This window comes from Providencia sp. wls1943 (assembly GCF_009706275.1).
In the GTDB taxonomy this organism is placed as follows: Bacteria; Pseudomonadota; Gammaproteobacteria; order Enterobacterales; family Enterobacteriaceae; genus Providencia; species Providencia zhijiangensis.
The window spans coordinates 20,742-43,964 of record NZ_WLTU01000009.1; the positions used below are offsets into that span (position 1 = coordinate 20,742).

Genomic DNA, 23,223 nt, shown 5'->3' on the forward strand with positions numbered 1-23,223 from the left:
AATTAGAGGGTGATTAGCTCGTTTTATAATCAATTACGATAATCACCCAAATTATTTTCTTAAAAATTCACTTCATTTGGTTATTTTCTGCTTATAGTCCTTATGATTTTTGTATGGGAATGATATCTTATATAGCAGTGGTCAATGCCAAGCTGTGAGTAAATGTCATGAAATTACCCTCTCTCTTATTTAGTTTCTGCATTATCTGTGCCCCTTATGTGCAAGCAGAGCCAATAGAGTCGGGTTCGTTTCATAATCAGCCAACCAAAGCGGCTGCTAACCAATCATCTACCCCAATTATCGCCCCTGTGGTTTTAACGCCTCAGGCGGATTCTGCTTTAGTTGAACCTTTACCTAAAGCCCTTGAAGTGACTGAGCCAAGCAACCTTCCAACTGATTTCCAAAGTAGCATTAAAGAGGCTAATGCGGGCAAAGTTGATGCCATGATTGACGTGGGTGTCGCGTATTTGGATGGCACAGATTTTCTCGATGCTGATGAAAATAAAGCCTATTACTGGTTTAAGAAAGCTTCTGATCTAAATAGTAATGATGGTGATTACTACATCGGTATGCTGGCGCAGCGCAAAAAGGATTATGAGCAAGCGGGTAACTGGTACCGTAAATGCGCTGAAAAAGGTGATGCATATTGCCAATATGCGATGGGCTATTTATTTGAGCGTGGTTTAGGCGTCGAAAAAGACTATAAACAAGCACGTGCTTGGTATTATGAGGCTGCAGAGCAAGAGCAAGAATATGCACAGTTTGCCATTGGGCTGTTTTACCATGATGGGCTTGGTGGTGATATTGACTACAATAAAGCTTTTACATGGTATGAGCGCAGTGCACGTAATGGCGTAGCCTCTGCCGTGAACAACTTAGCCGTGATGTATGAGAATGGCGAAGGCATGGAAAAAGATGAGGACACGGCGATTTACCTGTACCGCCAAGCCGCGAATATGGGCTCCCCAGTTGCACAAAAAAACATGGGGGACTTTTACAGCAAAGGTCATCCGCTCGTTGAGCAGAATAATTACCAAGCCGTGTACTGGTATAAACGTGCGGCGAACCAAGGTGAGTTTTCCGCTCAATATGCGTTAGCGCAAGCGTATGAGACAGGCGATGGCGTTGGGCAAGACCTGAGCGAAGCCTTCAAATGGTACCAAATGGCAGCGGATAATGAGTCGGCTGAAGCTGCCATGAAAGTGGCCGAGTATTATGAAAAAGGTCTTGGCGGCGTTAAGCCTGATATGGCCAAAGCGACCCAGTGGTATATCGAATTAGCCGATTCAGATATTGTTGACGCACAATTAAAGTTAGCGAATTTATACTTGGCGGGTCAGTTGAAGGATGTTGAGATCCAGCAGATTGTGAAATGGCTGGAAGCCACTAAAGAAGACAATATGGAAGCAAAAAACCAGTTAGCGATTTTCTACCTGACTGGAACTGGAGTTCAGCAAGATAGCCAAAAAGCACGAGAGCTTTTGGAGTCTGCGGCATTCAAAGAAAACAGTGATGCGCAAAATAACCTCGGTGTTATGTATGCTCGAGGAGAAGGTGGCAGTCAAAATATTTTCCGTGCCATTATGTGGTTTGAGCGTGCAGATAAACTGGGTAATGTGACCGCGAAAAATAACTTAGCATTATTGCAAAAAGACCATAATGCAAAAGCGAATATGCTGCAATATACAGAAAGTGTAAAAGATTCATTACCTTCTAAAAAATGAGTTAATAAAAAGATCCATTCTATTTTATTTGAAAGCCAATAACCTTATAAATACTATTGGCTTTCAATCATCAATGTCTATTTCAATTCTTATCATATTTACAAATATCATTTTGATATTCTTAGGAATTACTTTAATTACACTTTTTCTTATCTATTTTTGAATAGAAACTACGTATATCTACACCATAAAATTTATCAATCTTTGTGAATTAGGAAGCTATTTTTATTTAGCTAAATAATGAAGTATAGTTTTATTAACTGGTTCTTTGTTGAGTCTTTGTTGTAAATCTCTCCATTAGATTAGAACGAGTTTAGTTGTTTTTTGAGTATGAAAAAATGAGGTGTCAAATGAGCACTTATTGTTTTTTTATTAAATCCGACGAAGTTGTTGCGTTAGAGATGAAGGAAACCCAAAAAGCGTCAGAGTTGCTGAGTGCGGGTTATCAGAAGCAGTTTGAAGAAATAGAGGCGAATAGCAAAGAATTAGCGTTAGCGCGCTTTGCGGATATTCGCGGAGAAGAGCTAAAAAGCACCTATGCTTTTGCGGGTGAGTCGACGTTTAGTGGGCTGATTACTTCTTTCCTAAGTCGTTAAATTTATTTTTATTAGCAAGTCAAACGGGCAATCAAAAGATTGCCCGTTATCGTTTCATGGCGCGTTGTTATTAATGGATAGCTATTCGCTATCACTCAAAAAGATTATTGTGCAGCGTGCGAACAATCTCTTCCGCGTCCTTACCCGGCACAAGCAGACAAATATTATGGCTGCTAGCACCGTAACTGATCATGCGAATATTAAAGGATTCCAGGGCGCCGAAAATCTGTTTGCCGAGTCCGTTCACTTGCGAAAGTTGGTTGCCAATAATCGCCACTAGAGCAAGGTTTTCTTCCACTTCTACGCGGCACAGCGCGGATAATTCGGTCATTAAGGCATTGGTCAGTAAGCTACCATTAGTGCCTGTTGAGCCAGTTGTATCTAATGTCAATGCAACACTCACTTCCGATGTGGTGATCAAATCCACGGAAATATTATGGCGCAGCAAGATAGTAAAAATCTCTGCAAGGAAACCACGTGCATGCAGCATTTTCAAACTGTGCAGCGTCAGTAACGTTTGTTTGCGGCGTAGTGCGAGCGCTCTAAATTGCGGTGGGTTTTCCGTTTGATCGTTGACAATAGTCCCACCCGCTTCTGGGGCTTTACTAGAGCCGACGAATACAGGGATCCCCGCACGCACCGCCGGTAATAAAGTGGCTGGGTGCAGAATTTTGGCGCCGAAAGTCGCCATTTCAGCCGCTTCATCAAAGGCGATTTCATCGATTTTTTGGGCATTCGGCACTACGCGAGGGTCGGTGGTGTAAATGCCAGGTACATCGGTCCAAATATCCACGCGGGATAGGTTTAATACTTCAGCCAGTAAGGCCGCGGTATAGTCACTTCCTCCGCGCCCTAGTGTGGTGGTGCGCCCTTTGGCATCACGACCAATAAACCCTTGAGTGATAACAATTGACTCGGCTAAGCGTGGAAGTAACTGCTGCTGTGCGAGCAGTTGTAGCTGTTCAAGATCCGGCTCAGCGCGCCCAAAGCTTTCATTGGTTCTCATCACTTTACGGACATCAAACCACTGTGAGGATGCCCCACGCTGACGCAACACTTCCACAAACAGTAATGTAGACATAATCTCGCCGTGGCTGACCATTTCATCCGTTAGGGCATCGGAAGTGGCCAGAGAGGCGGAATCAGCTAAATGGGCGATATTCTCAAGTAGACGGTCGATTTCTTCGCGGATCACGTTCGCCGTTTGCAAGTGTTCGATAATGTCATATTGAGTCTGTTTAACTCTTTGCAGTAGCTCGTTGCGTTTATCAGTGTCGCAGCCTTCAGCGAGTTCAATGAGCAAGTTGGTGATCCCCGCACTTGCGGAAAGCACAACCACACGAACGTGATCATTTGCCAGTACGATGTCTGCACTTTTATTCATGGCGTCGAAGTTAGCGACGCTTGTGCCACCGAATTTTGCGATAACAAACTGATTACTGCCAGCTACTGTATTCATTTTTCCAATCCCTTTAATTAAACCGCCTATCTTTAAATAATGCATGAACCCAAAATAATTCCTGCGGCGCTGGCCGAATGAGGCACTACATCAACAGCTTGAAATACGTTGGAGTAATAGATTTATCGACTTTGGCACGTATCGTCAATAATGAATCGAGGCAAATCAGTAATTCTAATGATGGGCAAATGATTATCGGTTTTCCCAATACCTTTTCTTTTTTTAATCCTTTTGGGGATGAGATGACAGTTGGCGTTAGGTTTGGGAGAATAGACCTAACAACAGCAGATTATGAGAACGCAGAAAACCGATAAGCTTCGTGTCCTCGGCGAGTTACAATCTATTATTATTTGAAATTGTTTTGGAGGTGTTATACATGAAAAGTATCAATCCAAGCCAGACGGCGGCATGGCGAGCGCTAGAGCAGCATTTTGCAGACATGAAAAATGTGCATATGCGTGACTTATTTGCACAAGATGAACAGCGCTTTACGAAGTTTTCAGCCACTTTTGATGACCAAATCTTAGTGGATTTCTCCAAAAACCGTATTACACAAGAGACATTGGACAAACTTTTGGCATTAGCCAAAGAAACGCAACTGGAAGATGCAATCAAAAGTCTGTTCAGTGGTGAGAAAATCAACCGTACTGAAGACCGTGCCGTACTGCATACCGCATTACGTAACCGCGACAATACCCCAGTGCTGGTGGATGGCAAAGATGTGATGCCAGAAGTGAACGCTGTGCTGGAAAAAATGCAGCAGTTCAGCGCGCGTATTATTAGTGGCGAGTGGAAAGGATACACAGGTAAAGCCATTACTGATGTGGTGAACATTGGGATTGGTGGCTCAGATCTGGGGCCATTTATGGTGACTGAGGCGCTGCGTCCTTATAAAAACCATTTAAATATGCACTTTGTTTCTAACGTTGATGGTACTCAAATTGCAGAAACATTGAAGGATCTCAATCCTGAAACTACGTTATTCCTGATTGCATCGAAAACTTTCACAACGCAAGAAACCATGACCAATGCGCATTCAGCGCGTGAGTGGTTATTGACGTTTGCCAAAGATGAAAAACATATCGCGAAGCATTTTGTGGCGCTCTCAACGAACAGTGAGCAAGTCGCAAAATTTGGTATTGATACCAATAATATGTTCGAGTTCTGGGATTGGGTTGGCGGTCGTTACTCTCTGTGGTCAGCGATTGGTTTGTCTATCATTTTATCCATCGGTTATGAGAATTTCGTTCAATTACTGAGCGGTGCTCATGCAATGGATAAGCACTTCACGCAAGCGCCTCTAGAAAGCAATATCCCCGTTTTATTAGCGCTGATCGGCATCTGGTACAACAACTTTTTTGGCTCAGAAACTGAAGCGATTCTTCCATACGACCAATACATGCATCGCTTTGCTGCCTATTTCCAACAAGGCAATATGGAATCAAACGGAAAATATATTGACCGTAATGGCAATGCAGTCACTTACCAAACAGGTCCAATTATTTGGGGTGAACCGGGAACTAACGGGCAACATGCGTTTTACCAGTTGATTCACCAAGGGACAAAAATGATCCCATGTGACTTTATTGCGCCGGCAGTGACACACAACCCGCTGGGCGATCACCACGCTAAATTGCTGTCTAACTTCTTCGCACAGACTGAAGCGCTAGCCTTCGGTAAAACCCGCGAAGTGGTGGATGCAGAATTTGCCGCGCAAGGTAAAACCGTTGAAGAGATGGAGTATGTAGCACCTTACAAAGTATTTGAAGGTAATCGCCCAACTAACTCTATTCTGCTTAAAGAGATCACGCCGTATTCATTAGGGGCGTTGATCGCAATGTATGAGCATAAAATCTTCACCCAAGGTGCAATTTTGAATATTTTCACCTTTGACCAATGGGGTGTAGAGTTAGGTAAGCAATTAGCGAGCCGTATTCTGCCTGAATTGGAAAATAGTCAAGCGGTGGCGAGCCATGATAGCTCCACCAACGGGCTGATTAATTGCTATAAAAACTGGCGTTAATGGCGTTTTTTTAAGCGACTAATAGCCTGTGATTGGCAGGCTATTAGTATCCTAATAAAATACGATTTTTAAGCTAACTCATTATAAATCAAATATTTTTCACAAAACTTTTACAATTTGTGTTGAATTAGCGACTTTTTATATAAATTGTTATCTATCTTTAACCTTGCACAATAACAACGTGCTATCCTATCGCCCAATAATTTAGATGAACGATGCTGGTTGTGGCTTTAACGCGCTAGACGTTAACACGCTGGAGTAGCAATCAGGGGATAACCATAATTACTATGGTGGAATTTGATTGAATGCCTGAAACGATTTTTACCTCTCACCCGATAAACTGGTTAGAAGAGGGCGACGAGAGTGTTCCTGAAAGTGTATTAGATTGGTTGCAAGAGCAGGGCTCGATGACCAAGCGGTTTGAGCAGCATAGTCAGAAAGTGACGGTAATACCTTATTTAGAACGCTATATCTCACTGGATATGCTCACCGCCGACGAACAAAAATGCTTACCAATTAGTGAGCGTTATTGGCTACGGGAAGTGATTATGTATGGGGATAATATCCCTTGGTTGATTGGCAGAACGCTGATCCCAGAAGAGACGCTCACCGATAATGACAAACAATTAGTGGATATTGGGCGAGTCCCATTAGGGCGCTACCTCTTTAGTCATGAAAACCTAACCCGAGATTATATTGAAATGGGATCCAGCGCTGACCGCTGGGTACGCCGCTCCTTACTAAGATTGTCCGAAAAACCATTATTATTAACCGAAATATTTTTACCTGAATCACCTGCATATAGATAACTATCTAACATAATTCAAATAACGTTTATGGGTAAAATAGAAGCATAAAGGAGCACGACAACGTGGAGGGAAGTATGGCGCTAAGTAAATGGCATGCATACAGCCGTTTAATGCGTATTGATAGACCTATTGGCTCACTGTTATTACTGTGGCCAACCTATTGGGCGCTGTGGATTGCCGCCCAAGGCACGCCAAGTTTGCATATTCTGATTGTCTTTACGGCAGGTGTATTTTTAATGCGTGCCGCAGGCTGTGTTATCAATGATTTTGCTGATCGTAATTTCGATGGGCACGTAGAAAGAACCAAACACCGACCACTGCCTAGCGGTGATGTCACGGAAAAAGAAGCAAAAATCCTATTTGCTGCGCTGGTGGGGCTCTCTTTCTTATTGGTATTGAGTTTGAATACCATGACTATCTGGTTATCGGTCGCAGGCTTAGCGCTAGCGTGGATCTACCCGTTTGTAAAACGCGTGAGCCATTTACCTCAAGTCGTATTGGGGGCTGCATTTGGCTGGTCAATCCCGATGGGATTCTCAGCCGTTAGTGAGTCCTTACCATTAGTTTGTTGGTTACTGTTTTTAGTGAATATTATCTGGTCAGTGATTTATGACACCCAGTATGCGATGGTTGACCGCAACGATGATTTAAAAATTGGCGTGAAATCGACGGCGATTTTGTTCGGTCAATATGACAAGCTGATTATTGGTTTACTACAAATTGTCATGGTTGGCTTGCTGGTGGTGATTGGCTCATTGGCTAACTTAGGCATGGTTTATTATGGTTCGTTAGTGCTAGCTGCTGCGCTGTTTGTTTATCAGCAGCAATTGATGGTGAACCGGGAACGAGCGCCGTGCTTTAAAGCGTTTATGAATAATAACTATGTCGGTTTTATTCTGTTTATCGGTATGGTGATTAGCTATTTTTAACCATTAAAACGGGATAAGAAAAAGGGTAATGCAGATGCATTACCCTTTTTTGTTGGTGCATATCACTGATTTGCGAGATTACTCTTGAGGCGTTTCTGAGTCTACATCAGCATTCTCCGGCGTATTTTTCGGTGCCGGTTTTGGTGCAGAAAGTTCTTCAGTTTGGCTAACGCTCTCAATGGTCAAACGGATTTCCGGTGACATCAAGCGTGCAAGCACAGCGTACAAGTTCTTCGCATTCGTCGAGAAAATATCGTTCTCGTTATTATCGATGTAGCCTTCTTCTTTGAGTGTGGCGACCAGTGTTGAGAACACGGCTTTATCAAAGAATTCAGGGGCGTTAATACCGTGAAGAACGGACAGACGCTGAGCGAGCATACGACTTTCTTTCTCCAGCGTATTGCGGCTGACTTCTGGTCTTGCATTGAGCAATGACAGCGTGATGGCGTAGCGTTGCAGTGTCTCACGAACACCCGCGGCCAGTAGCTGTAAAGGACGGATACGGCGAGGTTTTAACACCACCATATTATCATCTTTCACGCAGATCAGCTGTTGGCTGTTCAGCTCATCAATCAATGTATCCACCGTTTCCGTGAGCGCATTTGCGTCATAACGCATAAACAGCTCAGCTTTCAGGAATGGATAAATCAGCGCAACTTGCTGGTGAATTGCGTCACGGCTAATGCGCTCATGGTGCAGCACAATGCTGGCGATAAGCGAAGGCAGAACCAGTAAGTGATGAATATTGTTACGGTAATAGGTCATTAAGACGGCATTTTCGCGTGGCAGAATAATAATATCCCCTATGCTGTCTTTTTCGACTTCAAACTTATTCATCTGCAAAGCGTGTTCAAGCAGCTCTTCAGCCGTTTTGTTCGGCGTGGTTGCATCGGCAGTGTAAGGCACATTGCGCAGTAGCTGCAGATAGCACTCGATTTGCTCAAGCAGTTGTTCACGAGTGAGAGAGCGCTGACGTGAAGCCAACAGTGCCGTAGAACACAAGTTAATTGCGTTGGCCGCCGCCGCATTATTGATATTCACCATAATGTTATCGGCTAAGCTGCTGACGGTTGGGTTTAACCAGCTTGGGCGCTGTGGCTCAATTGGGTCAATAGATTCACGCCAATTTGGTACGCGGTTATTTAAGTATTGGGTCAGTGAAATTGGTTGCCCAAAGTTCACATAGCCTTGACCTAAATTACGCAGTTTACGCAGACCACGCACCATGGAGAAGAAGCCTTCTTTCTCTTTCTCAGCACCGCGCAGCTCTTTCGCGTAAGTGCCTACTTCCATCACATGCTCGTAACCAATATAGATAGGGACGATGGTGATAGGGCGGGAGTCTCCGCGTAGCATCGCTTGTAGGGTCATCGACAAGGTACCGGTTTTCGGTTCCAGTAAGCGACCTGTACGTGAACGACCTCCTTCCACAAAGTATTCAATGGAATAGCCGCGAGCAAATAGCTCACTGAGGTATTCTCGGAATACGGTAGAATAGAGTTTATTGCCCTTGAACGTACGGCGAATAAAGAATGCGCCTAAACGACGGAAAATCGGGCCGGCTGGCCAAAAGTTCAGGTTAATACCCGCCGCAATGTGTGGTGGCACCAAACCTTGGTGATAAAGCACATAAGAAAGCAGCAGGTAGTCCATATGGCTACGGTGAGAGGGCACATACACAATTTCGTGGCCATCTTGCGCCAGCTGGCGAACGCGCTCAGCGTGTTGAACGTTGATCCCTTGGTATAAGCGGTTCCATGTCCAGCCTAGTACGCGGTCAGTCAGTCGCACAGCTTCATAAGAGAAGTTGGCGGCAATCTCTTCCATCATCGCCACGGCATTTTGCTGGGCTTTCTGTAATGGGATTTTTTTACTGCGAGCTTCGTCTTCAACGGCTTTTTCAATGGCTTTAGAGGACAGCAGCTTATTAAACAGCTCATAGCGTGCTGGTAATCTAGGCCCTACAGCCGCCAAACGCTGACGAGAGTAATGAATACGTGCTACGCGAGCGAGTTTATTGGCAATGATGGTATCAGTGCCATGCTCTTGTGCCATCTGGCCAAGAGAAATGCTCGGAGAAAAACGCACAAAGCTATCGCGCCCTAACCACAGGACTGCAAAGAATTTTTGCACACCGTTTAAGAGTTTCAGTGGGGCAGGCTTATGCCCTTCGCGACCTGGCGCACGTCCAAACATGACGGATGCAGGTAGCATTTGAATATCAAGATTTGGGTTGTTTTTATGCAAATCCAGATACGCATGGAATATTTTTACTGACTCTTTACGTGGATCTGGGGAGTAGTAACGGAACACGCGCGGGCCATCATCAATAAACACATAGGCTGGGAGCTTGGTGCCATTGATGTCGTTATCCACGAGTGGATCAGGTAAACCAATCGCTAAGCATTGTTGGCGAAGCGTGAGAAGGTCGGACTTTGAGTGATATGGCAAGACGTACAGCGTTGGCTTGTTTGGGTCAAGCTGCAACTCTGTTATCGGGTCCGTTGGGATTAGTTTACTTTTTACCAATAATTTCAGTGGTAAATTCAACGTGTTGTAATATATTTTACGCCATAGTGACATAAATGATTATAGCCTCTTGTTAGTAATGCTGCGCAATCATATCAGAAAGCAATGTTTAGATCTGTTATCGATAATTCACTTTGACTGCAAAAGTTGATTATTGTTTAGAAATTAAGGAAAAAATATGGCAAGTCAAACTAAGGGACTCACTCGGGTCATCAAAGCGGCTGGATACTCCCTTAAAGGTTTAAAAGCAGCATGGGTAAATGAAGCTGCATTTCGTCAAGAAGCGGTTGCTGCTATCATTGCGATAATTATAGCTTTTTACTTGGATGTTAGCCAAATTGACAGGATTTTATTGATTGGATCAGTGGTTTTAGTCGCTATTGTTGAGTTAATTAACAGTGCGATTGAGGCGGTTGTTGACCGTATTGGCAGTGAATACCATGAATTATCTGGACGAGCGAAAGATATCGGCTCCGCAGCCGTGTTCGTCACGATAGGATTGGCACTGTTTATCTGGGGAACCGTTTTATGGGCGCGTTATTTTGCGGTTTAGTGGGCTAAAAACAGTAAAAGCGATAAAAAGCCAGAAATTCATCAACAAATGCAGATTTTGGCTAATTTAACAGTTCCCAATACCCATTTACCTGTATATACTCACAGTCTGACTGTATAAACAAACAGGGGAACGGGATGAAAGCACTGACAGCTCGACAACAGCAAGTTTACGATCTGGTGCGTGACCACATTTCGCAAACGGGCATGCCACCAACACGCGCTGAGATAGCAGCAAGTTTGGGTTTTCGTTCGCCTAATGCGGCAGAAGAACATTTAAAAGCCTTAGCTCGTAAAGGGGTAATTGAAATTGTTTCTGGAGCTTCCAGAGGCATTCGTCTGTTGTTAGAAGAAGAATCCGAAGATTTAGGACTTCCTCTGATTGGACGTGTTGCTGCCGGCGAACCATTGCTTGCACAAGAACATATTGAAAGCCATTACCAAGTCGACCCAGAGTTATTTAAACCACACGCGGATTTTTTATTACGCGTAAATGGTATGTCGATGAAAGATATCGGTATTATGGATGGTGATCTACTTGCGGTACATAAAACACAGAATGTCCATAATGGGCAAATTGTTGTGGCACGTATCGAAGATGAAGTCACGGTTAAACGCTTTAAGCAACAAGGTAATCGCGTTGAACTTATTGCTGAAAACGCTGATTTTGCACCAATCGTGGTTGATTTGCGCGAACAGAATTTTACCATTGAAGGTCTGGCTGTTGGGGTTATCCGTAACAGTGATTGGCATTGATGATGAGTGATTGAGTCTGGCAGCAGACTCAATATCTCTTTTCCGAATAGTCTTTCTTTATAGAGTTATTTTCACTTTTTACTTCTTTATATAGACCTTCTTTATATAGCCATTTTTCATGTTGCTATATAGATCCCTTTCTTTTACTTCCTGTATATCTCTTCTTCTATATCACTTCTTTTTTGAACTGACTGTATTGTGATGGTCATGGTCACAGTGTTCGTGATCTTGGCAATTGGAAACCTCAAAACATTTTTGGCATAAACCATGGTTTTCTACCACTGTATGTCTGAGATGAAAATGATTTTCTTCGGCTAGTGTGCTAATCGCTTTTTCGATGGTTGTGCAGTCACTTTCGGTCACATTGCCACAATTATCACAAATTAACATCACTGAAATATGGCTTGGATTATCGACATGGTGACAAACCACATAGCTGTTTGTGGATTCAATTTTATGAATAAACCCTTGTTCCATGAGGAACTCTAAACCGCGATAAACGGTAGGTGGTTTAGCCTGAGGCTCTATTTCACGCAGTAAATCTAGCAAATCATAAGCACTGATCGCACCGTGTTGCTGCGCAATTAACCGCAGAACAGTCTCTCTTTGTGGGGTTAAACGCACGCCTCGAGCCTGACAAATACGTTCGGCCGTTGTAAGCAGCTTGTCTTCACTGATTGTTTTCATCTTGTTTGGCCCCACCTAGATAGCTTCAAGTTTTTATTACTGTTTAGTTTACCATAACTTCCATTTCTGTTGTGTTTGAAATAGTGGTGATGAAATAAACAGTTTTTTTACTAAATTGAATACGCAATTTTAACTTTAATAAAGGTAACGTTAATAAAGAATGAATACCTTATTTAAAAGGTGGCTTTTTTTATTTTAAATAAATCATTAATTGCTGCATTTTAGTTAATCATTGAGTGTTAATTTTAACTAAATAAAAACAATTATTGAAATTCATTGTTACTATTTGACGTTTATTTTAATTAAGACTTATCTTACCTCTTTTTTTTTATGTAGCGATTACTGGTGTAAAAAAGACATGCAACAGATGTTAAATCTAATAAATTTGCATATGTACGGTTTATTAAATTGCATATAAATATAAATATAGATTTTTATATTTATAGATTTTTTGCAATATTTAGACATTTTTATAAATGCAAAATGAAGCCTTTATATAAATCTTTCTAAGTAATTCATCATTTCTTCAGGTTTAAGCACTCATTCAGTGGATAAAAGTTGTTTATCTGCACTTTGTCGATATAAAAAACCAAGTTAACGCTTTATTTTGGTGATTTTTGATAACATATGTCACGTATATAGAATTGGCGTCAGAAAATATCACAAGGTAGTTATCAGAATTCATTTAGTGTTCTATATCAATTTTAATTAATTAATGAATGACTCAGTAATTAATTTAGAAGTGAGAATGTTGGCTTAATGAGTTCTGTTTTTTAAATCACATAAATGAGATGGATCTCGTTTATATAAAAAAAATCTCTAACCTGAATGAAATTCATCAAGTAGGAAAGCTAGAGGAATTTTCAAGGATGCACTGTTTAAGTAAATAGACTTGATTTTGCATCAGTGAAAACAGGACAGAGAAAAAGAGAAATAGCAGTTCCTACTCATTTAAAGGAAAACTTTTATGAAACTGAATAAATTAGCATTAACTCTAGCTTTAGGTTTAGGTGTTGGCGTTTCTGGTGCTGCTTTAGCTGCTGATCCAGTAGAAAGCTCACAAGGTGAAATCCGTTTTACTGGTTTCATTAACGACGTTCCATGTTCAATCGATGCTGACAACCTGAAGCAATTAGTTGAATTCGGCGAAATCGCGTTACACGAACTGACTTCTAACCAATTCCGTTCAGACAGCAAAGCGTTCGATATCGTTCTGAAAAACTGCTCTACTGAAACTTACAAAAACGCAAAAATCACATTTACTGGTTCTACAGTAAACGGTTTCCAAGGCTTCACTGGTGACTTACTGGGCTTAGGCGGTAAAGTTAAAAACGCGGGCATCGTAATTTCTACACGTGATGGTGCTGACACACCTATTGAATTTGGTAAAGCATTCCCAGGCACTGGTGATGGCTACGCGTTAAGCAACGGTGACGGTTCAGAAACTACTCTGCATTTTGCTGCATACGTTAAAGGTAACGAAGACCCAACTAAGAAAGCAACAACAGGTCGTTTTGACACTGTAGCTAACTTCAAAATTATTTACCAATAATAGTCAGTTTCTATAGAGAATAATATGGCGTAGTCATACGCCATATTTCTTATATCGTCTTCACTGTATTTGTTTGTATAGGCGCATAGTTAATGAAAAGCATGAAGCTAAATCTAATTACAAAATTAATGCTTTTAATGTTAACGCCAATGGTTGCATTCTCTGAAGAGGCCGTTGATTTTAACACCGACTTCATTGATTCTGAAGGTAAAGAAAACGTCGACTTCAGTAAGTTCTCTCACGCCAACTATGTCCCTCCTGGTGATTACTCTTTAGCGATTGAAGTTAACCGCGCTAAAGTTTCTATGGAACAACCTATTACCTTTTTTAATCCTAATTACGATGACAAAGTTTCATTGGCATGTATCACGCCTGAAATTTATGCATTATTGGGATTAAAAAAGGAGTGGAATAGCCAAGTCAAATGGCTAGATGATGGAAAATGTTTGGATATTCGCTCAGTTCCGGATATGACCATTCAAGGAGATTTGGCAAAGAACATTGTACAGTTCAATATTCCTCAGGCCTACATGGAGTACTCAGACCCTGATTGGGACCCACCATCTCGTTGGGATGACGGGATCATGGGTGCATTTATTGACTATAACGCGACAGGACGCGTTGTTAATAAACAAACCGGCGATAAAGGAACGAAATCAGGTCTGACGGCCACAGGGACAATGGGGGCAAACTTCGGTGCATGGCGTTTGCGTGCAGATTGGCAGACTCAAAATGGTGAGTTGAATAAAGGCAGCAAATCATGGTCTTGGAACCAATTATACGCCTATAGAGCGATTCGTTCACTGAGTGCGCGTTTGACACTCGGGGAGCAATATTTAGCATCAAACCTGTTTGATAGTATTCGTTATGTTGGGGCAAGCATAGAAACCAACGAATCCATGTTGCCACCTCGCTTACAAGGCTATGCGCCTGAAATTGCGGGTGTTGCAAAAACGAATGCGACAGTCATGGTAAAACAAGATGGTCGTATTATTTATCAAACAGAAGTTAGCCCAGGTCCATTCCGTATTCAGGATGTGAACTCATTCGGTGGCGGTACGCTGGATGTGGTGATCCAAGAACAAGATGGCACAACAAGCAGCTATCGAGTGGAAACCTCTCGACTAGGTACGTTGACACGCCCGGGACAGCTAATTTATCAATTTGTGATGGGTAAACCGACGAAAGATGATCATGATACTCAAGGCCCTGCATTTGGCATGGGGTCGCTCTCTTGGGGGGCGACAAACAATATCACGGTTTATGGTGGTTTACAGGCATCCTCTGAATATCAAAACGTTGCATTTGGTTTAGGTCGTGACTTTGCGCCATTTGGTGTTTTATCTGGAAACATCAACATTTCTCGCGCGCAAATGGGTCGACTGGATGACAATGAAACGTTAACCGGTAACTCTTATAACCTAACGTATTCTAAGCAGTTTGATGAAATTAACAGTCAGATCACGTTAGCATCAGCGGCGAGTGGGGTGCTCCAGACGGACATCACATCGCGGCTAGCATCAGCTTGTGCCTGATTATTCTCTGGAGAGGTCGTTGCTGCTTGCCCCTGTGCTGCGAATAACGCCATTCCTATCAAATAGGTAATTTGTTTTATTTTCATTATTAATAATTTCCAGTTAGTTTTTCCTGCGATTTATATCGATATATTTATTTTTATATAATGATGGGCGTCGCTTTTGCCATAAAACACCATCCCGCGGTTAGCCGCAGGATAAGGTTTTAAATCTATGTATTTGGGTCGTTAAGATTTAAATATCTGTACTTTGATGTCTCTCGGGTTTGCGTAATAGGGCGCTGAAGTCACCAACAGAGGAATCCCTGTTTGCGCAAAGCTTTCGATAGTTTGCAGGTTAACGCCACCGGCAATAGATAATCGGCAGCAGGATTTTTTCTCATTCACCAAGCGTTGTAATTGCTGAATCTGCTCCACAGGAAGTTTATCTAGCTGCACAATATCGGCGTTAGCAGCAATGGCAAGCAGGGCTTGCTGATAGTCATCGGCTTCAACAATGATTTGCTTCTCTGGGGCGGCCGCTCGTAACGTATCGACATGTGACTGCCAATCATCGGGGTTGGCGAGGCAGTTGCGATGGTTGGTAAACAGCAAGATAGTTTCTGCGCTACCCGCACGATGGATAATGCCACCGCCGGCGAGGATCGCGGTTAATGCAAGGGGCTTGGTCGTGGGAATCGTTTTTCGCGTGCAAGCGAGCTGCCCATTAGGGTGATATTTTTTTAATATCATAACCATTTGATGGGTGTAGTGACTGACGCCACCGCACCATTCCAAGATATTCTGGACTGCCTTCCATCCTTGATGCAGTGCTTCAACCGAGCCAGACGCGCTAATCAAGCGGCTTTGTGGCTCCACAATATCTCCGTCACGAAATAGGCATTCGCTGCGTATGCCCAGCTTTGTGAGCATACGTTGGGCGATATCCAACCCGCTGACACAGCCGCCAAGCTTAGAGGTAAAGGTCATGGTGCCTTGCTGGGTGTGTAAGCCAAGGGCACGGCTGGTGAGATCCCCGTATTGGATATCGTCGAGCAGCAACTGGTCAATCAGGGCGTCAGGCACGTAGATCATAATGTCAGTTCCGCTTCATCTACCACATCCCATGAGACCATCGCCCAATCGCGGGATGGGAACGGTAGGGTTTTGCCGTCTGCGGTTTGTTTTTGGTAGTAAGCACGCAGTTTTTCAATTTCTTCTTCGGTGAGATCTTTGAGAGACCAATTTACGCTATCGATAAACGCATCCACGTTATCGAATCCACCTCGGTTCGGACTTTTAATAAAGTCGACACGGGCGTGGATCCCCATTTGATGCAGGACATTCACGGCATAGATATAGGTTGGCAAGCTAACCACTTCACGCCCAATTTCGCGGATAATTCTTTCATCAATAAATGTCGGGTTAACGGTGTGGGTGGTATATACGCGCAGGTTAGTTTGGCGGTTGAGTTTTAACATTGCGGCTTTTAAGTCATCCACGAGAGTAGAGCGAGAAGCCACCGAAATATCGGCTTTTGGTAAATCGTCCCAGCTATCTTCCCACGCAAGGGTTTTAAATTGTGCATTGGTGATATTCATCTCTTTGGCACGAATATTGGCCATTTCGAGCATACCTGCGCTGTAGTCAATGCCGGTGACAGATTGAAATTGGTTAGCGAGATAAAGGCTAATAGAGCCGGGCCCACATCCCACATCCAGCAAAGTTTTTGCACCCGTAAAATCCATTAATTGGCGAAAGCGAATTAAGTATGGATCGTTCGGATTGGCACAGTTTTGCGCCATTTGGTGGGCTTTTTTATCCCAATGTTCTGGTTCTTTGCGTGTGCGTTGGGCTTGTTGCATATGCTGCTGATACATCGAGGCAAAATCGAGTTGGTGAATAAGCATGATCCCTGACCTTAACAAGTAAAATTGAGTGGAAGCTGAAAATGCGCCGTAATACTCGGTGCATCGATATTATAGAGTTCTGCCAAGTTAGTGAGCGTTAACATACTTTGAGTCGAGCCTTGCCGTGCCTGCTGTTGTTTGTTGAGTAAAATCACATGGTCGGCAATGGCGGCGGCATGTTGGGGATGATGGGTGGACATCAACACCGTGATCCCATGCTGCTTCAGCGTTTCGATATGCTGTAACAGCCGAATTTGATTGCCAAAATCGAGGCTTGCCGCAGGTTCATCCATAATCAATAATTTGGGTTTTTGGACTAAGGCTCTGGCAATTAAAACGAGCTGCTTTTCTCCCCCACTGAGAGTGCTATACAAGCGCTCTGCAAGGTGTTCAATGCCAAATTGGGTCAATTGCTCCATGGCACTGGCTTTTTCTTTTTCTCCCGGTAGGCTGAACGCAGAGAGAGAGGGGGTCAGTCCCATCATCACCATATCGACCACTGAAAACGTAAAGGGCGTATCGTGAGCTTGGGGTACGTAAGCAATCACTTTCGCGATATCTCGCTGTTTCAGCTGGTTGATGGATTGCCCTTGTAAGCAGATGTCCCCAGCAATGGCAGGAAGCAAACCTAATAAGGTTTTCATTAAGGTCGTTTTTCCACACCCGTTCGCGCCCAGCAAGCAGGTCATCTCACCTTCAGGTAAATGCAGGTTAATGCCTTCAATAATGGCTTGGCGGTGGTAGCCAATCGCCACATTGTCTAAGGTTAAAATACTCATTTAACCCGCCTTGTTTGCAGCAAAATGGCTAAGAAAAAAGGCGCGCCCACGGCGGAGGTTAAGATCCCAAGAGGTAGCTCAATGGCGGCAATGGTGCGAGCTAGCGTATCGGTGATCAGCAGTAAAATAGCGCCGATGGCCACTGCCGCAGGGAGCTGATAGCGGAAGTTAGCACCCACTATCATTCGCGTAATATGGGGAACAATCAGCCCCACCCAGCCAATAATGCCGGCAATTGACACGGTGCTGGCGGTAATCAGTGTTGCGCTAACAATCAAAATGGTGCGATTGAGCGTAACATTCACCCCTAAGCTTTTGGCTTCTTCATCGGATAAACTTAGCAAATTCATGCGCCAACGCAGCATTAATAAGGGGATAAAACCCACTATCATGATGGGCAGGACTGACCATAAATCTTGCTGAGTAATGGAAGACAAACCACCCAGTAGCCAGAACGTGATAGAGGGAAGCTGCGTGTAGGGGTCGGCTAATATTTTCATTAATGAGATGGCTGAGCCGCAAATCGCACTGATGGCAACGCCAACCAGCACAAGGGACAGAATCGGGTCGTGCTGGTGTGCCAAACGGGCGATAAAATAGACTACGGCAACGGTGATTAACCCACCCACAAAAGCAAACAGTTGGATGGAAACCAGAGATTGCCCGAGAAATATCCCTAAAACAGCCCCGACGCCCGCCCCTGCGGAAACCCCTAAAATATCGGGGGATACTAGCGGGTTACGGAACATGCCTTGGTAAGCCGCGCCGGCAATCGCCAGCCCTCCACCGATTAAAATGGCGGCTAAGACGCGCGGAAAGCGAATTTGCCAAAATACCGTGTTGCTGCGAGGGTCGTCCACAGGCGCTTGGATAAACAAGCGATAGAGCTCTTCCAAGGTTAGTGAGTATTTACCACTGATTAATGCCATCAGAAAACAGAGTAGCAAAATAGCCATCAATAATAATGGTTTAGTTTTGGTGTTGAGCCAGCTCGCCGTCATGACCTTTCCATTAGCAAGTCGACCTGCTCTTGAGTGAGCGATGAGTGATAGAACAGCTCAAAAAATTGCCTGAGATCGTGAGTCATCGTCTCTTCAACTGCTTTATCAAAGTGGCTTTGTAGGCGGCGCATGCCCAATAAACGGTTGATCCCCGGAGGGCCATCTAACCAACCAAATGGCATACCACTGAAGACGAAAAGATTATTCGATGAGACAGCTTTGAGTCCTGCCCATAATGGCGAGCGAGTGATTAATTCAACTGATTCATCATATTGGGTGATGATGATATCGGGTTCCCACTGGTACAGCTGTTCCATGGAAACATCGGTCAAACCGTGGAAGCCATCGATGTCCACCACATTGCGAAAACCGAGCATTTCGATGGCTTCAGTATGAATAGAGCCTTTTGTTCCAGTTTGTAGCCCTTTTGCACCTCTGGCGAGGTAAAAACTGAGAGGTTTTTGTTGTTGAGTTAGTGCAAATTGTTGCGCATTGCTAAGATAGCGTTCTGCTATCATACTCAGTTTTTCAGCTTGCTGATTAACATTCAATAGACGACCAAGTTGACGCAGCTGTTGCGGAGCATCAATCAGCTTGCCGTCCATCAGCAAATACGGGATGCCGGTTTGTTTAGCCACTTTTTCCGCTTGGGAACGGTAGGTTTCATCGATATTGCCAGTATCGAGGATCAAATCAGGATGGTAAGCCAATAATTGTTCAAGGGATAACGTGCTACCTCGTCCCGCAAGACGACCATAAACAGGCAAATTCATCCATTGTGGCGCAAACAGTTCACTATTCCCTTTTTTCAAGTTAATTGAGGCAAAACCCACCATTTTTTCTGGGGCGAGGGCAAACATCAGTAAGTCTGCGGGCGGGCCCGCCGTGATCACTTTTTGAATATTACCGTTTGCAGGTAAAGTACCGAATAATGCCTCTGCGACAGGGCTGCGACTAAATGCAGGTAAACTGTAGAATGCCGCAAGGACAGCGCAGGATTGGATAAAATGTCTTCTGTTCATTGCCATAATTAATATCGTTATACTTATATTTATATAGCGCGAAAATTAGCGAAGTCAGGCAACAGAGTCAACAGTAAAAACGAGATAGCACTGAAAAGTCGATGTTTCTGTGATTTAAAGCAATATCAAGGATTGATATCCACTGGCAGATCGCAGAACATAGCGAAATATAACGGCGTATTATAGATAATCTGGGATATATGAAGAATAAAAGACCTTCTTTGCAAGATGTAGCCGACCGAGTCGGTATCACAAAAATGACGGTGAGCCGTTTTCTGCGTAATCCTGAGCAAGTTTCAGAATCCTTGCGCGGGAAGATTGCCAGTGCAGTGGAGGAATTAGGCTATATCCCAAATAAAGCACCTGATATTTTGTCGAATGCCACAAGCCACGCCATCGGCGTTCTATTGCCATCATTAACCAACCAAGTTTTTGCGGAAGTGATCCGCGGTATTGAAGCCGTGACCGACAAACATGGTTATCAAACCATGTTGGCGCACTATGGTTATCGTGCAGAAAAGGAGGAAGAGCGCCTCACTTCGCTGCTTTCTTACAATATCGACGGCGTGATTTTAGCGGAACGTACCCATACCGAGCGCACGTTACGCATGCTTAAAACCGCAGGTATTCCCGTGGTTGAAATCATGGATAGCATCACTCCCTGTTTTGATTCCGCAGTCGGTATTGATAACTTTGAAGCGTCTCGCCAAATGACGCAGGCGATGATCGACCGTGGCTGCCGAAAAGTCGTCTATTTAGGGGCAAGGCAGGACGAGCGGACAATCATCCGTTTGGAAGGCTATGAAAAAGCCATGCTCGATGCCAAACTGACTCCACGTAATTTAATGACTCAAGAGAGCTCCTCTTATTCTCTTGGTGCGCAATTACTTCAAGAATGCCGCGTAAGATATCCCGATACGGATGGGCTATTTTGTACCAACGATGACTTAGCCATAGGCGCGATTTTTGAATGCCAGCGTTTAGGGATTAATGTCCCCAACGATTTGGCTATTTCGGGCTTCCACGGTCATGATGTGGGGCAGGTGATGACACCGAAATTAGCCAGTATCTTAACCCCTCGTGACCTTATGGGGCGCAAGGCGGCAGAAGTGCTGCTGGCAAGGATGCGAGGCGAAAAATTATCGCAGAAAAAGTTCGATGTTGGTTTTAAGTTATTAACAGGTGAAAGTATCTAGTAAGGTTGCATCGAGTCAGCAAAAGATTATTGCGATTACCATCACAATTCCGCTGTTTTCTTCACCTATCTAATTGCTAAATAAATATCTACTAGCAATAATGTTACCCGTAACCTGTTACCGGTAACATCCTGCCAAGGTACCGGAATAACAACCTAAATTAAATTTCAAATCTAGAATTAAATAACCTCTTTTCAACACCCGAGGAGTTTCCTATGAGTGATACCCAAAATCAAAACTACACATTTGTCTTAATGGGGGTATCGGGTAGCGGCAAATCCGCAGTGGCGAGTGGCGTTGCTCAGCAGTTACAAGCTGCCTTTTTAGACGGGGACTTTTTGCACCCGAAATCCAATATTATGAAAATGGCATCCGGACAAGCGTTGAATGACGACGACCGTCGTCCGTGGTTAGAAGCGCTGAATGGTGCCATTTTTGCAATGCAAAGAACCAATCAAGTTTCTCTGGTTGTGTGCTCTGCTTTGAAAAAGAGTTATCGCGATATTCTTCGTGAAGATAATAAAAATCTCTATTTTATCTATCTGAAAGGCGATGCAGCAGTCATTGAAGAGCGCTTAAGAGCGCGTCGTGGTCATTTCTTTAAACCCGAAATGTTGAAATCACAATTCGATACACTGCAAGAACCAGATACCCAAGAAGCCGACGCTTATGCGATTGATATCCGTCCTGCGCTCAATGAGGTTATCGACAATACCTGTGCAACCATTCGTCAAATCATGACGGGAGATAAAGCATGAACGCACCAGTAGAAACATTAAGTACTTTAACATTGGTATTGACCGCCGTTGGCTCGGTGGTGTTATTGCTATTTTTAGTGATGTACGCGCGTTTACACGCTTTTGTGGCGTTAATGATTGTGTCGATTGGCGCGGGTCTATTTTCTGGTATGCCAGTGCAAGATATTACGGCAACCATGCAAAAAGGGATGGCGGGAACCCTTGGATTCCTCGCTATCGTCGTGGCCTTAGGTGCGATGTTCGGTAAAATCCTGCATGAAACAGGTGCATTGGATCAGGTCGCTCATAAGTTATTAGACCTTTTTGGTGAAAAACGCGCGCACTATGCGGTAGGGATCGCCGGTTTAATCTGTGCACTGCCATTATTCTTTGACGTGGCTATCGTGCTGTTAATCGGCGTGGTATTTGCCGTCGCTAACCGTACTGGTCACAACGTGGTTCGCTTAGCTATTCCTCTGTTTGCCGGTGTAGCAGCAGCGGCAGCTTTCCTATTGCCGGGGCCCACTCCTATGCTGGTGGCGTCACAAATGGGAGCAGATTACGGCTGGATGATCTTAATTGGTCTGTGTGCGGCTATCCCAAGCATGATTTTAGCGGGTCCACTGTTTGGTAGCTTTATCAGCAAGTTTGTTCACATTGATATTCCTGCTGACTACCAAGCACCACAAACATCAAACGGCAAAATGCCAAGCTTTGGATTCAGTTTAAGCCTTGTGTTGTTCCCACTATTACTGGTCGGTTTAAAAACCATCGGAACTCACTTTGTGGAAAAAGGCTCCAATCTAGAAAATTGGTTAGAATTTATTGGTCACCCATTTACTGCATTATTACTGGCATGTTTGCTGGCAATCTACGGCTTAGGCTTCCGTTACGGTATGGATAAAGAGCGCGTGATGGCGGTCTGTTCTGCGGCAATCCAACCTGCGGGTATCATCCTGTTAGTGACCGGTGCGGGTGGCGTGTTCAAACAAGTGCTGGTGGATTCTGGTGTGGGTCCTGCATTAGGTGACTCGCTGATTGGTGCAGGTTTACCGATTGCTGTCGCATGTTTCGTCTTAGCGGGTGCGGTGCGTGTTATCCAAGGCTCTGCGACTGTTGCTTGTTTAACGACGGTTGGTTTAGTCCTGCCTGTTATCGGTGAGCTAGGTTACTCTGGAGCTCAACTGGCGGCATTAGCGATTTGTATCTCTGGTGGTTCATTAATTCTGAGCCATGTGAATGACTCTGGTTTCTGGTTATTCGGTAAATTTACTGGCGCAACTGAAGCTCAAACCTTAAAAACGTGGACTATCATGGAAACGATTTTAGGCACGACGGGCGCGATTGTTGGGATGATTTTCTTTACCTTCCTGTAAAACTGATTTTTCTCTATCTCTCCTGTAAAAAACAAAAGTCAGCTTACTTCGGTAAGCTGACTTTTTTGTATGT

General features: G+C 43.9%; 20 protein-coding genes. 12 read left to right on the forward strand and 8 right to left on the reverse strand.

What is annotated here, in order from left to right:
- Window positions 1–167 precede the first annotated feature (167 nt).
- Both GKR48_RS04650 and GKR48_RS04655 read left to right on the forward strand, forming a co-directional pair.
- On the forward strand, window positions 168–1,724 hold the full coding sequence (locus GKR48_RS04650) for an SEL1-like repeat protein (RefSeq protein ID WP_154627219.1): 1,557 nt from the start codon (window positions 168–170) through the stop codon (window positions 1,722–1,724).
- 350 nt (window positions 1,725–2,074) lie between these two features.
- Window positions 2,075–2,320: a hypothetical protein gene (locus tag GKR48_RS04655; RefSeq protein ID WP_154601996.1), complete on the forward strand. Its 246-nt coding sequence runs from the start codon at window positions 2,075–2,077 to the stop codon at window positions 2,318–2,320.
- Window positions 2,321–2,411: 91 nt separating this feature from the next.
- Here GKR48_RS04655 and lysC read toward each other — a convergent pair whose 3' ends face one another.
- Window positions 2,412–3,779, reverse strand: a complete 1,368-nt coding sequence (lysC, locus tag GKR48_RS04660; protein ID WP_154627220.1) for a lysine-sensitive aspartokinase 3 — start codon at window positions 3,777–3,779, stop codon at window positions 2,412–2,414.
- A gap of 376 nt (window positions 3,780–4,155) precedes the next feature.
- Here lysC and pgi point away from each other — a divergent pair, with 376 nt between their 5' ends.
- From pgi to ubiA, 3 genes are all read left to right on the forward strand, one after another.
- Window positions 4,156–5,802: a glucose-6-phosphate isomerase gene (pgi, locus tag GKR48_RS04665; RefSeq protein ID WP_154627221.1), complete on the forward strand. Its 1,647-nt coding sequence runs from the start codon at window positions 4,156–4,158 to the stop codon at window positions 5,800–5,802.
- A 305-nt stretch (window positions 5,803–6,107) separates the two neighbouring features.
- On the forward strand, window positions 6,108–6,611 hold the full coding sequence (gene ubiC, locus GKR48_RS04670) for a chorismate lyase (protein ID WP_154601999.1): 504 nt from the start codon (window positions 6,108–6,110) through the stop codon (window positions 6,609–6,611).
- 74 nt (window positions 6,612–6,685) lie between these two features.
- Window positions 6,686–7,540 (forward strand): 4-hydroxybenzoate octaprenyltransferase, encoded by an 855-nt coding sequence (gene ubiA, locus GKR48_RS04675; RefSeq protein ID WP_036955408.1) that lies wholly within the window; start codon window positions 6,686–6,688, stop codon window positions 7,538–7,540.
- 78 nt (window positions 7,541–7,618) lie between these two features.
- Here the strand turns inward: ubiA and plsB are convergent, their stop codons facing one another.
- Window positions 7,619–10,123 (reverse strand): glycerol-3-phosphate 1-O-acyltransferase PlsB, encoded by a 2,505-nt coding sequence (plsB, locus tag GKR48_RS04680; protein WP_154627222.1) that lies wholly within the window; start codon window positions 10,121–10,123, stop codon window positions 7,619–7,621.
- 124 nt (window positions 10,124–10,247) lie between these two features.
- Here plsB and GKR48_RS04685 point away from each other — a divergent pair, with 124 nt between their 5' ends.
- On the forward strand, window positions 10,248–10,622 hold the full coding sequence (locus GKR48_RS04685; protein ID WP_154627223.1) for a diacylglycerol kinase: 375 nt from the start codon (window positions 10,248–10,250) through the stop codon (window positions 10,620–10,622).
- A gap of 137 nt (window positions 10,623–10,759) precedes the next feature.
- Window positions 10,760–11,377 carry a transcriptional repressor LexA gene (gene lexA, locus GKR48_RS04690; RefSeq protein ID WP_108479281.1) on the forward strand — a complete coding sequence of 206 codons (618 nt, stop codon included), beginning with the start codon at window positions 10,760–10,762 and terminating at the stop codon, window positions 11,375–11,377.
- Between the two features lie 171 nt (window positions 11,378–11,548).
- Here the strand turns inward: lexA and zur are convergent, their stop codons facing one another.
- Window positions 11,549–12,064: a zinc uptake transcriptional repressor Zur gene (gene zur / locus GKR48_RS04695; protein WP_154627224.1), complete on the reverse strand. Its 516-nt coding sequence runs from the start codon at window positions 12,062–12,064 to the stop codon at window positions 11,549–11,551.
- A gap of 967 nt (window positions 12,065–13,031) precedes the next feature.
- Here zur and GKR48_RS04700 point away from each other — a divergent pair.
- Window positions 13,032–13,616 carry a fimbrial protein gene (locus tag GKR48_RS04700; RefSeq protein WP_154627225.1) on the forward strand — a complete coding sequence of 195 codons (585 nt, stop codon included), beginning with the start codon at window positions 13,032–13,034 and terminating at the stop codon, window positions 13,614–13,616.
- A gap of 92 nt (window positions 13,617–13,708) precedes the next feature.
- Entirely contained in the window at window positions 13,709–15,151 is a 1,443-nt protein-coding gene (locus GKR48_RS04705) for a fimbria/pilus outer membrane usher protein (RefSeq protein ID WP_230088590.1), read from the forward strand.
- Window positions 15,152–15,378: 227 nt separating this feature from the next.
- On the opposite strand, the gene modD is transcribed toward GKR48_RS04705, so the two are convergent.
- The 5 genes from modD to GKR48_RS04730 are packed head-to-tail and all read right to left on the reverse strand — an operon-like array spanning window position 15,379 to window position 19,847.
- Window positions 15,379–16,224, reverse strand: coding sequence for a ModD protein (gene modD / locus GKR48_RS04710; RefSeq protein WP_154627226.1), 846 nt, complete (start codon window positions 16,222–16,224; stop codon window positions 15,379–15,381).
- Entirely contained in the window at window positions 16,221–17,039 is an 819-nt protein-coding gene (locus tag GKR48_RS04715) for a class I SAM-dependent methyltransferase (RefSeq protein WP_154627227.1), read from the reverse strand. Before GKR48_RS04715 ends, modD begins: the two co-directional genes overlap by 4 nt.
- Before the next feature lie 11 nt (window positions 17,040–17,050).
- On the reverse strand, window positions 17,051–17,818 hold the full coding sequence (locus GKR48_RS04720) for an ABC transporter ATP-binding protein (RefSeq protein WP_154627228.1): 768 nt from the start codon (window positions 17,816–17,818) through the stop codon (window positions 17,051–17,053).
- Entirely contained in the window at window positions 17,815–18,819 is a 1,005-nt protein-coding gene (locus tag GKR48_RS04725) for a FecCD family ABC transporter permease (protein WP_154627229.1), read from the reverse strand. The genes GKR48_RS04720 and GKR48_RS04725 overlap by 4 nt, the downstream gene beginning before the upstream one ends.
- Complete coding sequence (locus tag GKR48_RS04730; protein ID WP_154627230.1) at window positions 18,816–19,847, reverse strand: ABC transporter substrate-binding protein; 1,032 nt, start codon at window positions 19,845–19,847, stop codon at window positions 18,816–18,818. The genes GKR48_RS04725 and GKR48_RS04730 overlap by 4 nt, the downstream gene beginning before the upstream one ends.
- Before the next feature lie 194 nt (window positions 19,848–20,041).
- Here GKR48_RS04730 and gntR point away from each other — a divergent pair, with 194 nt between their 5' ends.
- The 3 genes from gntR to gntU all read left to right on the forward strand — a co-directional run bounded on the left by gntR (window position 20,042) and on the right by gntU (window position 23,150).
- The gene (gene gntR, locus GKR48_RS04735) at window positions 20,042–21,037 is read left to right on the forward strand and encodes a gluconate operon transcriptional repressor GntR (protein ID WP_154627231.1); all 996 of its coding nucleotides are present in this window, start codon (window positions 20,042–20,044) and stop codon (window positions 21,035–21,037) included.
- Between the two features lie 215 nt (window positions 21,038–21,252).
- Window positions 21,253–21,795 (forward strand): gluconokinase, encoded by a 543-nt coding sequence (gene gntK / locus GKR48_RS04740; RefSeq protein WP_154627232.1) that lies wholly within the window; start codon window positions 21,253–21,255, stop codon window positions 21,793–21,795.
- Complete coding sequence (gene gntU / locus GKR48_RS04745) at window positions 21,792–23,150, forward strand: gluconate transporter (protein WP_154627233.1); 1,359 nt, start codon at window positions 21,792–21,794, stop codon at window positions 23,148–23,150. The genes gntK and gntU overlap by 4 nt, the downstream gene beginning before the upstream one ends.
- Window positions 23,151–23,223 lie beyond the last annotated feature (73 nt).